The following is a 12,995-nucleotide window of genomic DNA, read 5'->3' as shown; positions in this document are numbered from 1 at the left end:
GCTGGTGTCCACTGGTGGGGCTCGGGGCTGCCGTAGCTGCTGGTTGAGGAGCGACCGCAGGTCGCGTCTCGAAACCTCACCTCCGTGAAGGCGGAGCCCCGCTACCGCCCCTGCGCCCCGCTACGCTCCTGAGCCCGTTGCTGCTCTCGAGCCCTCCACCGCACCTCGGCCCGCTAGCGCTCCTGGGCGCGCTCTCGGAACGCCAGCTGGTTCATCCGGTTGCCGCAGCGGACGCTGCAGAACCGCTTCGATCCGTTGCGCGACAGGTCGAGCAGCAGTCCCGTGCAGTCGTCCGCTTCGCAGACTCGCATGCGTCCCGTTTCGTCAGATCGGATCATGTCGGCGAGAGCCAGCGCCGCCTCCACCCGGATGCGTTCGGCGAGCGGCGCATCGTTGGACGTGGCGTGGAGGTGCCAGTCGAAGTGGTCGTGTCGGGTGAGGTACGGCATGGCCTTCGCTTCCGCGAGCATGAGGTTGATCTGTCGGGCCGCGTCATCCCGATCGAGGCTCCAGAGCCGCCGCAACAGGTCACGAGTCTCCTGGACTTCGCGCAGCTCCTGCTCGTCGCCGTCGATACGACCGGAGTAGACGTTCTCGGTCAGGAGCACCCCCAATTGCTCGGGCGTGGCGAGCTCGTCCTCCCCGCTGCGAGAGGCGCTCGGGTGTGTGTTTCCGAGCGCGACGATGAACTCGAGCGTGTCTTCGCTGTCAGGGGCAAAATGCAACTTGACTCCTTATCTGTCACGAGTCTACTGTCATGAGCGTAGTCAGTTTCGGTCATTACATGCGGTGGGCAACGCCACCCCTGTCACCTTCGTGAGGTCGCCATGAGTTCTCCTGCTTCGCGTGCCGCCGTCGTTCACTCCAGCACGCGTCTGGCGACTCCGGTAACCACCGGCACTGGCCTGCCCCGCACTACCCGCGGCCTCATCATCGGCGTGATCGCCTCGCTCACGTTCGCCACCTCCGGCGCCTTCCTGAAGCCGCTCCTCGAGTCCGGGTGGAGCCCAGCGGCGGCGGTCACGATCCGCGCCGGCATTGGGGCGATCGTTCTACTCCCGGTCGCGCTCGTCGCGCTGCGTGGCCGCTGGGATTCGGTGTGGCGTGCTCGCTGGCGCATCGTCGGCATGGGCCTCATCGGCGTCGCGGGCACGCAACTCGCATACTTCGCCTCCCTCCAGCGCATCCCCGTGAGCACCGCGCTGCTGATCGAGTACCTCGCCCCGCTGCTGCTCGTCGGATTCGTGTGGGTCTCCACGCGTCGCGCGCCGAAGGCCGTCGTGCTCGTGGGGTCTGCAGTCGCGATCAGTGGTCTCGTGATGGTCATCGGTCCTGGTTCCTTGGGGGCCTCGGATGGTCTGGGTCTGGTTTTCGCCGGCCTGGCGGCTGTGGGATGCGCGATCTACTACCTCATCGCGGCCCGCCCGAGCGACGGTCTTCCGCCGGTGGCCTTCGCCGCGTTCGGCCTTCTCCTCGGTTCGGTCGTACTTGGTGTCACCGGTCTCGTGGGTCTCGTGCCCTTCAGCATGGACTTCGATGATGTTTCGTTGTTCGGTGCTGACGTCGCGTGGTGGCTGCCGCTGGTCTTCGTCGGGGTGGTCGGCACTGCGGTTGCGTACGTGACGAGCATCGCGGCATCCGAGATGCTGGGCTCCCGCCTCATGTCGTTCGTCGGCCTGCTCGAGGTGGTGTTCGCCTCGATCTTCGCGTGGATGCTGCTCGGCGAGGCGCTCACCCTTCTGCAACTGCTCGGAGGCGTAGCGATCCTCGGGGGCATCGCCTTGGTGCGCTCGGAGAAGCAGGCCGATGTGCCCCTCGAGCCCGGTTCGGTGGATGACAAGGCGCAGGCAATCCCGGGCACCGACAACACTTCTCTCATACCGACACCAGCTCCCGTGCTTGCTGCGGCGGAGGCGGCGGATCGGCCAGAGTCCGCGCCGGCGGGTGCTTCTGCAGCGATTCCAGTCGTCTCATCGCAGGACTCTTCGTCCTGACGATTCGCGGAGTTCGACTCGGATCGATGGCCGCGGGCGGCACAATCGCGTACTGGCTGCCGCGACGGATTATCTGCCACCCGTTGTTGTGCACCAGGAGGTGATGGTGTTTGCAGAGCAGTACTCCATCGGCAATGTCGGTGCGACCGTTGCGGGACCATTCCACGATGTGATGCGCTTCACACCACGATGGTGGTCGGTCACAACCGGGCCAGATGCATCCGCCATCGCGGGCTGCAAGCGCCATCCGTTGCTTGCGGTTGTAGAGCCGAAGCTCACGACCAAGGTTCAGCACCTGGCCGCTCTCCATCAGGATCGGCAGCGAGCCCGATTCGCACACATGCCGCTTCGCGGTCTGGGTGCTGAGCGCTTCGCTCTGCCCTTCGATGAAGGCCACCCCAGCCTGCCGGTCGAGGTCCGCCTGGGTGACAAGAACCTGCACTGCTGGCTTGCGGGCACCGATGAACGCTGTGACGTCGGCGAGCGTGCCGAGGCGCAGCAGTTCGACGAAGGTGTCGAGCGCGATCTGCTCGGTCGTGCGCGAATCCTCGAGGAGGGCGTCCGCTTGCGCCGCCGCGGCAGTGGGGTCCACGAAACGCGGCCCGCCGCGGCGGGGTGAGGTGGCCGCGTCGAACACGGCGGTGACCTGTGCCGCGGACTCCGGGTCGAGCAAGCCGTCGAGTCGCGTCATGCCGGTCGACAACGGGACGAGATGCAGATACCTCTGCGACCGAAGCAGCTCCTCTCGCTCGGCGACGTGCTCAGCGTCGAGCGATGCGCGGATCTCCCGAGCCCGAGCACCGAGCTTCTCGATGGTGAGCTCCCGTGCGTAGTGCAGGAGTCGCTCGACGGCGTCCGAGAGAGCCGCGACAGTCACTCCCGAACCGGGCTTTCCCAGCCCGGTTCGTATCGCGTCCGCCGCGTCGAGCGACAGGTCGCCAGCGGCAACGGCCGCCGCGACGGGGCGCAGCCATGGCTCGGCAGGAGGCGCGTCATCCGTCAACGACGCCACAAGGCCACCCACCCGAATCTGCGTGCGCGCGTCGCGAGCGGTGACTCCTGCCACGCGCTGAATGAGCTTCTCCGGGGTGCGCGCGCCGAGCCGCTGCGCCAGGCCGTCGTAGCCGAGTTCGGGGCGTGAGCGGTTGGCGATCTCCGCAGACACTGCGGAATCTGCTGCATCCAATCGCCGACGGATCTCGGCAAGCTCACGCTTCAGTGCAAGGAGCTCGGAGTCGTCGAGACCATGAGGCGATGGGGGCGCAAAAGGCACCGCGAGGTCTGCCAGAGCGGCATACGAAGCGGTGGAGAGGGTCATGCATCCATTCTCCCAAAGCTCGAACGCATGTTCTAGAGTCGGCGATGAATCTGGGGATAGGTTCTTTCCACAAGGCCAGAAGAGGAGGAGATGCAACTAACGTGAAGCCCATGACCCCGCAGGAGCTCGAGAACCTCGCGCACCTCCGCCGCGCCCGCGACCGCATCGACCGCGACTTCGCGAGCCCCCTCGACGTGCCCACCATGGCCGCGACCGCGCTCATGTCGCCGGCCCACTTCGCGCGCCAGTTCAAGCTCGCGTACGGCGAAACCCCCTACGCGTACCTCATGACCCGTCGCATCGAGCGCGCGATGGCGCTGCTGCGCGACGGCATGTCCGTCACCGACACGTGCATGGCGGTCGGTTGTACGAGCCTCGGCTCATTCAGCAGCAGGTTCAGCGAGATCGTGGGGGAGAGCCCGACCGCCTACCGCGCGCGCAGCCACGGCGCGATCGACGAGCTCCCCACGTGCATCACCAAGACGCAGACCCGCCCGCAACGGAGCAGGATTCGAGAAGCCGCGAGCACTGTCGCCGCGTAGCTTCGGTGCATGACAATTTCTCTCCAGTACGTCAACGTCACTGTGACGGACGTCGAAGCATCCATCCCCTTCTACCAGACGCTCGGCCTCGAGATCGTCATGGACGTGCCCTACGGCGAGTTCCGCTGGCTCACCATGGGCAGCCCCGACCAGCCCGGCCTCGGCATCACGCTGTCGGTGCCGCACGCCGGCCGCTCGAAGGAGAACGGGGATGCCCTGCTGGAGCTCCTCGTGAAGGGCGAGCTGCCCGCCCTCGTGTTCGTGACCGACGATCTGGATGCCACGTTCGAAACCCTGCGCGCGAGTGGCGCCGAGGTTCTGCAGGAGCCGATCGACCAGGGTTACGCGCGGGACTGCGCATTCCGTGACCCGTCGGGCAACATGGTGCGCATCTCGGCGGCCGCCGCTGGTTGAGTAGCCGCGGCGTCGCCCGGCGGTATCGAAACCGGGCCGACGTAGTTCGATGGCTTGGTTTCGAGACGCGAACCTGCGGTCCGCTCCTCAACCAGCGCACACCTAGAATCGTTGGGTGGCTAAAGCTGACCTGATGGACTACGACAAGGCCCTTGAAATCTTCGAGCCCGTGCTCGGCTTCGAGGTGCACGTCGAGTTGAACACCCAGACGAAGATGTTCTCGGATGCTCCGAACCCGGCCGCCCTCGGCGCCGAGCACGGTGAGCCCAACACGATGATCACCCCGGTGGATCTCGGTCTGCCGGGCAGCCTGCCCGTCGTCAATGAGGCTGCGATTCGGTCATCCATCAGCCTGGGCCTGGCGCTCGGCTGCCAGATCGCGCCGACGAGCCGCTTCGCGCGCAAGAACTACTTCTACCCCGACCTCGCCAAGAACTACCAGATCAGCCAGTACGACGAGCCGATCGCGTTCGAGGGTTCCGTCGAGATCGAGCTGCCGAACGGCCGCATCATGCAGATCCCGATCGAGCGTGCGCACATGGAGGAGGATGCAGGCAAGCTCACCCACGTCGGTGGTGCAACCGGTCGCATCCAGGGTGCCGAGTACTCGCTCGTCGACTACAACCGTGCTGGTGTTCCACTCGTCGAGATCGTCACGCACATGATTCTGGGCGCCGAGTCGGACGCGCCCGAGGTGGGCAAGGCGTATGTGGCGGCGATCCGCGACATCGTGGTGGCGCTCGGCATCTCGGAGGCACGCATGGAGCGCGGCAACCTGCGTTGTGACGCGAACATCTCGCTGCGGCGTCGGTCTTCGGTCGCTGAGGCTCTCGAAGCGGGGCTGCCTGTACCGCTGGGCACCCGCACCGAGACGAAGAACGTGAACTCGCTGCGCTCGGTGGAGCGTGCCATCCGCTACGAAATCCAGCGTCAGGCCGCCATCCTGGAGAAGGGTGGCACGATCATCCAGGAGACGCGCCACTGGCACGAGGACACCGGCGTCACGAGCGCCGGTCGCCCCAAGAGTGACGCGGACGACTACCGCTACTTCCCGGAGCCCGACCTCCTGCCGGTCGAGCCGTCGGCTGAACTCATCGAGGAACTGCGCGCCGCCCTGCCCGAGGCCCCCGCGATCCGTCGCCGCCGCCTCAAGGAGGCGTGGGGCTTCACCGACCTCGAGTTCCAGGACGTCGTCAACGGCGGCCTCCTCGTCGAGATCGAGGAGACGGTCGCCGCAGGTGCCGCGCCCGCCCAGGCCCGCAAGTGGTGGACGGGCGAGCTCGCCCGCATCGCGAACGCGCAGGGGGTGGATGCTTCAACCCTCGTGACCCCGAAGGATGTCGCCGAACTCGCCGTCCTCATCGACACCGGTGCCCTCACTGACCGCCTGGCCCGCCAGGTGCTCGAAGGCGTGATCGCGGGGGAGGGGACGCCAGCCGAGGTCGTGCAGTCCCGTGGCCTCGAGGTCGTCTCGGATGACACGGCCCTCATCGCCGCCATCGACGAAGCCCTGGCGGCTCAGCCCGACGTGCTCGAGAAGATCCGCGACGGCAAGGTGCAGGCTGCCGGTGCCGTGATCGGTGCGGTCATGAAGGCGATGCAGGGCAAGGCGGATGCCGCGCGCGTGCGCGAGCTGGTGCTGGAGCGGGCGCAAGGCTAGGAGCAGGATCCCGTGGGAAGCGACAAGCTTGCCGACCATGGTTTCGGTGATCGGCTTGCCGCGGCGCTCCGCGCGGCTCCGCCTCTGGAACTCGCTCCTGAACTCGTCGCGTCATGCATCGACTCGAAACATGAAGTTGCGCAGCTTGCCGAGTCGCACTTCCGCACTGCCTTCGAATCCTCGCTCTACCGGATTCCCCGCCACGAGCGGGCCGGTGGGCTAAACGGTGTAACAGGCCACATTGCGGAGTCTGTTGCTGAGACGATTCTCGTTGATGCCGGATGGACCCCGGTCGAACATTTCGTGGGCCCATTCTCAGGCGGCCACGGGATCGATCTCGCCATGCTCTCACCAGACCAAGAGCATCTGTTCGTGGTCGAGGTGAAGGGGACCCTTCAGCCCACGCGTTGGCCGAGGCTCACTCGGGGTGAGCTCGACCAGATGTCGCCCGAGTGGCTCTCTCAGCCGGATAATCCAGGCATGCAGAGCATCGGCGTGGAGGGCGACGACGTGAGTGGTCTAGTTGTGTCAATCCAGTTCGCCCGAAGGCAATGGAAGGCGGTGGTGACGCCTGACTTCCGTGACATCCAGACCGTGTCCGCAGTCGAGCAACTAGACGAGCTTCCTGCTTCGTGGTTCAGCTCATAAGTCGCAGCGGAACAGGTCCTTCGGGATGAGCTCGCTGTTCACTACTTGGCTTTCGCGCTGAAGAACTCAGGGTTTGACTGCATTGCTAGGTTAATCACCTCGTCGCTCCTTGTCGCAGCGGTGTTGGCTGCGTTCGACGCGGACATGGCTGCGTCAGCGGCCGTGGTTGCCGCAGAGCCGGCGGACGTTGCCGCCGCATTTGCTGACGTCGCCGAGGCATTTGCGCCTTCCGCCGCTTTTCCCGCCACTTGGATGCCAAAGTATGCGGACCCGATCGCGACAACGGGAGTGGCGATAGCTGCGAAGGCTGTAGCGAGATCCGCGCCCGTATCCGAGTTGTACACAAGGATGGTGAAGACCGCGCCAAGCACGACCAGAGCAACGACCGCTACCAATGCCCCCCAAGTGAACCTGCCAAGCGCATTCCAACCGGGGTTTGTTGACGGCGACCCATTCGGAGCAGCGGGCGCCGGGGCGCCAGATGGAGCGGCCGGGACGGTTACCTTGTCGTTCATTTTGCACTCCTCGAATAGTGAAGCACTTTCTGTTCGGTTGCGGCAAGTATCACCCTCACTGATGTAGAGCGCAAGCCTTCATCGGAACAAATGGCGAACTGGATGTCGCATCCGTTGTCTCGCTCGTCGAGAGCGGCACTCTCACCGACCGTCTTGCTCGCCACGCTATAAAGGGCTTCGTAGTCAGCCCGTCTGCCATGATTCCCTCATGGTGAACAATCGAATCCACGTCAACTCATCGTGGAATCTGGATGTGTTGCGCCAGGAGTTCGACCTTGCCGAGTTTGCGACCTACAAGGCCGCGGCCCTTCAGTCGCCCTTGGGTCGGGAGGTTCGAGCACGAGCTGCTGTGGCCCGTCCCACTATTGCAGTCATGGGCCTCATAGCGGTGTGTAGTGGGTTGGTGATCCTGGGATGCGTGATCAGGTTCGCAGCCGCCTGGCCGATCACGGAGAAGGTCTTTCCCTTGCTGGGTGCTGTCTTGTTCGGACTCGTTCTTGTGTTCTCGATGCGGATTGCACGACGCGAGTCCGCTGAACTTGATCCGTGGCGCCGCTGGTACGAGTTGACGCGGTTCGCGAAAGCGAACGGGCTGTCGTTTCATCCGATGCTGCGAAACCCGCGGCACGACGGTCTGATCTTCTCTTCAGGTGAGGACCGGTTGGCGCTCGACGTTCTGGCGACCAAGGCTGGTCGGTACGTTGAGATCGGCAACTTCCGTTCAGTTGGAGAGATCGGCTCCAAGCGAGTCGCAACGTGGGGCTATCTCTGCGTACAACTGGATCGTCCGCTTCCCCACATGGTTGCGGAGTCGCGCGCACATCGTCGCTCAGAACTCCCCGGCTCATTCTCGCGTCAGCAGGTGCTCGGCCTTGAAGGTGACTTCGACAAGCACTTCACTCTCTATGCGCCACTCACGTACGAGCGCGACGCACTCTACGTCTTCACGCCCGACTTGATGGCCGTGCTCATCGACGATGCAGCGTTGTTCGATCTTGAGGTTGTGGAAGATCGCCTTTATCTCTACTCCCGAACACCATTCGATTTGCTCGGCCGGGAGCCGTACGACCTTGTGGCTAGGGTGCTCCAGTCGGTCGGAACGAAATCAATCCGACGATCCTCGACCTATCGGGCTCCAGCTGCAGTGCGCGGTGGTGCCGCGCTCCCAGGACCGCGGCTTACTCAGCGCGTCAGCCCGGTCTATATCGCTGCCGCGGTTGTGGGTATTGGGGTTGTCGCTGCCGGGATTGTGGCCATCTTTGCGAAAGTTCTTGGCTTGTAGCGACGGCTTCCCTGGCTCGACTGCAACCAAAGAGTCGCGAACGCGCAGGGGATGGATGCCTCAACCCTCGTGACTCCGAAGGATGTCGCCGAGCTCGCCGTCCTCATCGACACCGGCGCCCTCACTGACCGCCTGGCCCGCCAGGTGCTCGAAGGCCTGATCGCGGGGAGGGCACGCCGGCTGAGGTCGTGCAGACCCGTGGCCTCGAGGTCGTCTCGGATGACACGGCCCTCATCGCCGCGAACGACGAAGCCCTCGCGGCTCAGCCCGACGTGCTCGAGAAGATCCGCGACGGCAAGGTGCAGGCCGCCGGCGCCGTGATCGGCGCGGTCATGAAGGCGATGCAAGGCAAGGCGGATGCTGCGCGCGTGCGCGTGCTGGTGCTGGAGCGGGCTACTCAAAGCTAGGAGAAGGCTCCTTCGCTAGCCTCTTGCAATCAGTCGAGGCATGGCCACTACGCTCGTGCATATGGCACGAATCACGCTCCCGATTACGTTCCTCGACGCCTACACGCATGGGGTCATCGACACTGATCTCGTAGGTGAAGCTGATGACAGCGTGCAGGCCCTCATGCGTCCACTCTCTGAAACGATGTCGGGCTTTCACGTCTTCGTGAAGGTTCAGGGAAACGAACACCCCACAGCGCTGGTTGCCGATGTGACCCTTGAACAGCTAGACGAAGTGCGCGACATTCTGGAGGCCGATGACCGCGGGCGCATCCGCTTTGACAATGCCGGGCGCGGCGGCGACCCCCTGCCAACTCTTCTTGAACTCATCAACGTGCTCGGCTACATTTCGACGCCCTACGCGTTAGGCAAGGTAGCCCACAGTGCGTGGTACGAACTCGTCTATGGCCGGAAGCAGAGAGCCGCCCAGGATTGGCTACGTGGCGGGCGCGAAGACGTGCTCGAACCGCTTCGAAGCTGGGTGCGAGGCCATGACGCATGGCGAGAGGATCAGTTCCAAAGGATGTTTGGCCTGAATCGCGACGAGGCTTACCGACTCCTGAGGGCAGTGGGATACGAGTACCGGGACAGGGACGGCGCGTGGTGGATCAACGCGCGCGAGGATTGACTGTAGGCCGCAGCCCAGGTCACCGTTGAAGCTGCGGCTAGAAAGATAAGGAGCGGCGACCTATGGCAGGTTCTGGACTTCGTCTCGCAGATTCACCGGGGGACCCGCCTAGATGGTAGAGCCAACGATCTTCCTTTCTCCCGCGATTGGTCTCGTGGCAAGAATCGCCACAGCGGTGGCGCCCGGACTGTTCAACCCCGTGAGGTGGGTCTTCACCCTCCACGAGGGCGACTTGTGGCACGTGAAGCGGGCCAGTGGGCCCGCTGCGGAGAACATCAGATTCACGCACGATTTCAGCGCGGGTCCCGCCGTTGCGACGCTCGGCACACCATCCCATTTCGATCAGTTGGATCGGCTAGAGAAGGGCCACCGCTACCTCGTGGACATGAGGGGGTGCGCCAGAGGATTCAGGATTCACTGGAAGGAACGTAGCGGCCGAAAGCAACGTTGGACTTATGTCGAGCTACCGCCCTACACGAATCGTCGAGAAGTGCGAAAGTCAGAGGTCAAGAAGGGGGAAAGTCCCCGTCGGGGCCCTCGTCAGGAGCGAACAAGCTAGGCCGATCTTGAAGGAAAGCGTGGCTTTGCTGGCCGATCGAGAGCCACTTGGGCGGGCCGCAACTACGGGATGAACGGACCGTCGTCGCGGGTGCTGCACCCGCCGAAGCCTAGTAGGCCATGATGTAGCCATGGATGAACTGCCTGCGAGTAAGCTGCTAAATCTTCTGAAACTTGGGTCACCTGTGGCTGAATTTGACAGCGCACTCGCGAACTACTTCGTCGAAACGGACACGTTCAGCCAGTTGGTCAACGATGGCGGCGACACAATAGCCGGGGACAAAGGTAGCGGCAAGACAGCCCTTTTCCGGATATTGAAAGACCGATTCGCCGAGTATGAGGCCCTAGACGACGTTGAGGTAATCGCCGCCTTCAATCCCGCTGGAACGCCGAACTTTCAACGACTCATCGACGCTGGCGTACTAGATGAAGGCGAGTACAACGGGGTCTGGAAGACCTACGTATTCACCCTCGCGGGAAACTGGCTCCTAGATCTTTACGAAACTGCTCGGCCTGGAAGTCTGGATCAGCTTGAAGACCTACTGCAGCGCACCGGGCTTCGCGTACGTGAAGGCTCACCTAAATCGCTGTTCGAACGCCTTCTAGCATTTTTCCGCCCGAGGACGATAGAGGCCACCACGGCGTTCACCCCTGATGGCATACCCATCTTCACAAGCAAGATGACCTTCGAGTCGCCCACGCCACCACTGGAAGAACCAGACGGATTTGTCCCTCACGATGAGGCGCTAGCTCTACTGGAGAGGTGCCTTGAGGAAACAGGGTTCTCACTCTGGCTCGTTTTTGATCGACTTGACGAAGCATTCCAAGCAGTCCCTGAAGTCGAGAGACCTGCGCTCCGGGCACTCTTCCGCGCCTATCTGGACATGCAGGACCTGACAAGAGTGCGCCTCAAGCTCTTCGTGCGACGAGATCTTTTCGCGAGGATGATCGAGGGAGGGTTCGTCAACCTAACCCATATCAACTCGCGTCGAATCTCGATCACTTGGGAAGATGACGACCTCTACGTGCTTCTCCATAGGCGCCTAATCGAGTCAGAGGCTTTTCTGGCCGCTACCGATCTGACCCGCGAGAGTTCACCGGATGACGTGTTCAGTTTCGTTTTCCCGGCAAAAGTCGACCCAACGTCCAAGCGGCCCACGACCTGGAACTGGATCCTGACCCGCATTCGCGACGGCAATGACGTGAAGTCACCGAGGAACTTAGTTGATCTCATCATCAAGGCAGTAGAAGCGCAAAAGCGTCGAGAGGCTCAACAGCCTCGAGTGATCGGAACTGGCGGACCACTGATCACAGGAGATGCGCTTAAGCGCGCATTATCGGAGCTAAGCGAGGCAAGGGTGGAAGACACCCTTCTTGCGGAGGCTGGGGAGACCGCGGAGTTCATCAAGAGATTCGAGAATGGCAAGGCTGAGCACAACGCGGAAAGTCTGGCCAACCTGCTTGGTAAAGATGCGCCTGAACTGACCAAGAGGCTCATTACGCTGGGGTTTCTTGAGCCTGTTGGCAAGACCTACAAGGTACCGCCTCTATACCGTCAAGGACTCAAGATAACGCAAGGCAAGGCCTTCCAAACTCTCGAGGGTCAGCCGGAAGACGACGCCAATGAGGATGACGAATAACAGCCAACTGCGCGAGGTGCGCGCCCGTTTAGGCAGCCTCAACGGCGAGGGTTGTTGAGGGCGTGGGGTCTAGTCCGCGACCTCCGCGTCAGCCCCGCCCTGCACGATGACCATCGGCTCCGGCAGGGCAACCATCAGGCTCCGCGTCACCCGAGCGCGACATCCGCTGCGAAGGCGATCTCACCACCGCTCGGGACGTCGGGGCGGTGGCGCCGAACCAGCGGCCGTCTTTTAGGCGGGTGACGGCGTCCGTGGAGGAGACCGGGTCGAAGGTGCCCTACGCCTCCACCCCCACCGATTGGCCGCAGGCGTAGGAAATCTCGCGGGTTGGACGAGCTCACGTGCGTTTGCATTTTCACGCCGCGGCCCTTGTTTCACTCGATGCGCTGCGCGATGGCCTTGCGGAAAATTCGACGTCGGAAGATGAAGAAAGCGACACCCCTGAGTCCGAGAATGGGCCCCAGCACTATTGCCACCGATTGACTCTCTGTCACGGAAGGACGGTACTCCATTACGCCTTCACACGAATGATGTGGCAATCAGGCTTTCAGCTCCTCCAGCGCCCACAGGAAGAACGCCTCCGCAGCGGCGATCCCTTCAGCAGGAGCCGTAGCATCCGCCGACTCGTACAGCTCCGTCGCCAGCTCGAACTCCGACGCGATGAACGCCGTCACCTCCGCGGGCACATCGCCCGTGCCGACCTCGCGCGTGCGGCTCTTGAGCTCGATCAACTCGTCGATGCGCGAGACCAGCGGCCCCGAAACGTCGCTCTGCGCGAGAAGTGAGCCGAGGTCCATGGGCGGTACGCCCTGGCCCGAGTTGTCGCGCAGCCAGCGGAGGGTCGCCGCGGGACGCAGGGAGTAGAAGACGCGCTTGAGCGTCATCTGCTTCGCCGCCTGCTGGCGACCGACGTGGAGGTAGTGGCGTCCGGCGCGGATCGGGTCGTAGAGGGATGACGCGAGCTCGAGCATCCGGTCACGGAAGAGTTCGCTGCCGCCGTAGACGATGGGGGAGCGCAGCCACTCGGTCACCGTGGCGTTGCCCTTCACGAGTAGGCGGAGGGCTTTGGCGAGGTCCCAGCCGTTGACGTCGAAGATCTTGTCGAGCGGTGTCTCGATCACGTCGCGCGCGGGCCACGGCGAGAGATACGAGTCGCGGGACCGCAGGTAGAAGAATCGGCAGTCGTAGTCGCTGTCGGGCGACGGGAAGCCCCACGCGCGGCTACCGCTTTCGATGGCCCAGAGGATGTTGACGCTCTCGTCACGCTCGACGGCGGCGAGCCGGGCATCCACCGCCTGCACGATGGTGGGGTCCATGGAGGCTGGGATCGCGCGCATTGTGCGATGGTAC

The 12,995-nt window shown here is 63.5% G+C and carries 12 protein-coding genes and 1 pseudogene; 9 read left to right on the top strand and 4 right to left on the bottom strand.

Annotation, left to right across the window (positions count from 1 at the left end; all coding sequences use genetic code 11):
- Positions 1-173 precede the first annotated feature (173 nt).
- Positions 174-725, bottom strand: a complete 552-nt coding sequence (locus HDC94_RS11860; RefSeq protein WP_179497809.1) for a CGNR zinc finger domain-containing protein — start codon at positions 723-725, stop codon at positions 174-176.
- 102 nt (positions 726-827) lie between these two features.
- Here HDC94_RS11860 and HDC94_RS11855 point away from each other — a divergent pair, with 102 nt between their 5' ends.
- Entirely contained in the window at positions 828-1,994 is a 1,167-nt protein-coding gene (locus HDC94_RS11855; RefSeq protein ID WP_179497808.1) for a DMT family transporter, read from the top strand.
- On the opposite strand, the gene HDC94_RS11850 is transcribed toward HDC94_RS11855, so the two are convergent.
- Positions 1,876-3,312 (bottom strand): HNH endonuclease signature motif containing protein, encoded by a 1,437-nt coding sequence (locus tag HDC94_RS11850; protein WP_179497807.1) that lies wholly within the window; start codon positions 3,310-3,312, stop codon positions 1,876-1,878. The two genes, HDC94_RS11855 and HDC94_RS11850, sit on opposite strands and share 119 nt — an antisense overlap.
- A 110-nt stretch (positions 3,313-3,422) precedes the next feature.
- On the opposite strand from HDC94_RS11850, the gene HDC94_RS11845 reads away from it, so the two are divergent.
- The 4 genes from HDC94_RS11845 (at position 3,423) to HDC94_RS11830 (ending at position 6,576) form a co-directional block, all read left to right on the top strand.
- Positions 3,423-3,854, top strand: a complete 432-nt coding sequence (locus HDC94_RS11845) for a helix-turn-helix transcriptional regulator (protein WP_179497806.1) — start codon at positions 3,423-3,425, stop codon at positions 3,852-3,854.
- Between the two features lie 9 nt (positions 3,855-3,863).
- On the top strand, positions 3,864-4,268 hold the full coding sequence (locus HDC94_RS11840; protein WP_179497804.1) for a VOC family protein: 405 nt from the start codon (positions 3,864-3,866) through the stop codon (positions 4,266-4,268).
- A 115-nt stretch (positions 4,269-4,383) separates the two neighbouring features.
- On the top strand, positions 4,384-5,928 hold the full coding sequence (gatB, locus tag HDC94_RS11835; protein ID WP_179497802.1) for an Asp-tRNA(Asn)/Glu-tRNA(Gln) amidotransferase subunit GatB: 1,545 nt from the start codon (positions 4,384-4,386) through the stop codon (positions 5,926-5,928).
- 12 nt (positions 5,929-5,940) lie between these two features.
- Positions 5,941-6,576, top strand: a complete 636-nt coding sequence (locus HDC94_RS11830) for a hypothetical protein (RefSeq protein WP_179497800.1) — start codon at positions 5,941-5,943, stop codon at positions 6,574-6,576.
- 41 nt (positions 6,577-6,617) lie between these two features.
- Here HDC94_RS11830 and HDC94_RS11825 read toward each other — a convergent pair whose 3' ends face one another.
- A complete protein-coding gene (locus HDC94_RS11825) occupies positions 6,618-7,091 on the bottom strand; it encodes a hypothetical protein (protein WP_179497798.1) in 474 nt (157 codons plus the stop codon).
- A gap of 208 nt (positions 7,092-7,299) precedes the next feature.
- Between HDC94_RS11825 and HDC94_RS11820 the strand changes: the two genes are divergently transcribed.
- The 4 genes and pseudogenes from HDC94_RS11820 to HDC94_RS11805 all read left to right on the top strand — a co-directional run bounded on the left by HDC94_RS11820 (position 7,300) and on the right by HDC94_RS11805 (position 11,645).
- Positions 7,300-8,373 (top strand): hypothetical protein, encoded by a 1,074-nt coding sequence (locus tag HDC94_RS11820; RefSeq protein WP_179497796.1) that lies wholly within the window; start codon positions 7,300-7,302, stop codon positions 8,371-8,373.
- A gap of 30 nt (positions 8,374-8,403) precedes the next feature.
- Positions 8,404-8,780, top strand: a pseudogene (locus HDC94_RS11815) (Asp-tRNA(Asn)/Glu-tRNA(Gln) amidotransferase GatCAB subunit B); the annotation flags it as partial.
- 61 nt (positions 8,781-8,841) lie between these two features.
- Entirely contained in the window at positions 8,842-9,447 is a 606-nt protein-coding gene (locus tag HDC94_RS11810) for a hypothetical protein (protein WP_179497794.1), read from the top strand.
- A 689-nt stretch (positions 9,448-10,136) separates the two neighbouring features.
- On the top strand, positions 10,137-11,645 hold the full coding sequence (locus tag HDC94_RS11805; protein ID WP_179497792.1) for a P-loop ATPase, Sll1717 family: 1,509 nt from the start codon (positions 10,137-10,139) through the stop codon (positions 11,643-11,645).
- Between the two features lie 539 nt (positions 11,646-12,184).
- Here the strand turns inward: HDC94_RS11805 and HDC94_RS11800 are convergent.
- Positions 12,185-12,982 carry a nucleotidyltransferase domain-containing protein gene (locus tag HDC94_RS11800; RefSeq protein WP_179497790.1) on the bottom strand — a complete coding sequence of 266 codons (798 nt, stop codon included), beginning with the start codon at positions 12,980-12,982 and terminating at the stop codon, positions 12,185-12,187.
- Positions 12,983-12,995: the final 13 nt, after the last annotated feature.

Origin of the sequence: Leifsonia sp. AK011 (assembly GCF_013410945.1) — a bacterium.
In the GTDB taxonomy this organism is placed as follows: Bacteria; Actinomycetota; Actinomycetes; order Actinomycetales; family Microbacteriaceae; genus Rhodoglobus.
Note: the sequence above shows the minus strand (reverse complement) of the source record. Positions and strands in the feature narration are given on the sequence as shown.

Bases quoted from the DNA above. Each gene is read 5' to 3' on its own strand.
- HDC94_RS11855 (WP_179497808.1), top strand. From the start codon at position 828: ATGAGTTCTCCTGCTTCGCGTGCCGCCGTCGTTCACTCCAGCACGCGT.
- HDC94_RS11850 (WP_179497807.1), bottom strand. From the start codon at position 3,312: ATGACCCTCTCCACCGCTTCGTATGCCGCTCTGGCAGACCTCGCGGTG.
- HDC94_RS11845 (WP_179497806.1), top strand. From the start codon at position 3,423: ATGACCCCGCAGGAGCTCGAGAACCTCGCGCACCTCCGCCGCGCCCGC.
- HDC94_RS11840 (WP_179497804.1), top strand. From the start codon at position 3,864: ATGACAATTTCTCTCCAGTACGTCAACGTCACTGTGACGGACGTCGAA.
- HDC94_RS11825 (WP_179497798.1), bottom strand. From the start codon at position 7,091: ATGAACGACAAGGTAACCGTCCCGGCCGCTCCATCTGGCGCCCCGGCG.
- HDC94_RS11820 (WP_179497796.1), top strand. From the start codon at position 7,300: ATGGTGAACAATCGAATCCACGTCAACTCATCGTGGAATCTGGATGTG.
- HDC94_RS11810 (WP_179497794.1), top strand. From the start codon at position 8,842: ATGGCACGAATCACGCTCCCGATTACGTTCCTCGACGCCTACACGCAT.
- HDC94_RS11805 (WP_179497792.1), top strand. From the start codon at position 10,137: ATGGATGAACTGCCTGCGAGTAAGCTGCTAAATCTTCTGAAACTTGGG.
- HDC94_RS11800 (WP_179497790.1), bottom strand. From the start codon at position 12,982: ATGCGCGCGATCCCAGCCTCCATGGACCCCACCATCGTGCAGGCGGTG.